The organism is Paraburkholderia sediminicola (assembly GCF_046026895.1).
In the GTDB taxonomy this organism is placed as follows: Bacteria; Pseudomonadota; Gammaproteobacteria; order Burkholderiales; family Burkholderiaceae; genus Paraburkholderia; species Paraburkholderia sediminicola_C.
On the sequence record NZ_JAQQEU010000306.1, the window covers coordinates 1 to 339 of the forward strand.

The following is a 339-nucleotide window of genomic DNA, read 5'->3' on the forward strand; positions in this document are numbered from 1 at the left end:
CCGCCGTGCGCGCGCACGGCATCGACCTTGACCTGCGGCGTCGTGACCGGCACCACGATGATCGCCTTCACGCCCATGCGTGCCGCCGACAGCGCCACGCCCTGCGCATGATTGCCCGCCGAGGCGGTAATCACCCCACGCCCCAGCGCTTCGGCCGGGATATGCGCCATCTTGTTGTACGCGCCGCGCAGCTTGAACGAGAACACCGGCTGGTTGTCCTCGCGCTTCAGATAAACCGGATTGCGCAGCCGCGCCGACAGGTTCGGCGCCCGTTCGAGTTCGGTCTCGCGGGCCACGTCGTAGACGCGCGCGGTGAGGATTTTTTTCAGGTAGTCGTGG

1 protein-coding gene is annotated in these 339 nt (G+C 67.0%); it reads right to left on the bottom strand.

What is annotated here, in order from left to right:
- Window positions 1–339 (bottom strand): pyridoxal-phosphate dependent enzyme (locus PQR02_RS40885; RefSeq protein WP_408243463.1); only part of this gene is annotated, 339 nt, incomplete at both ends.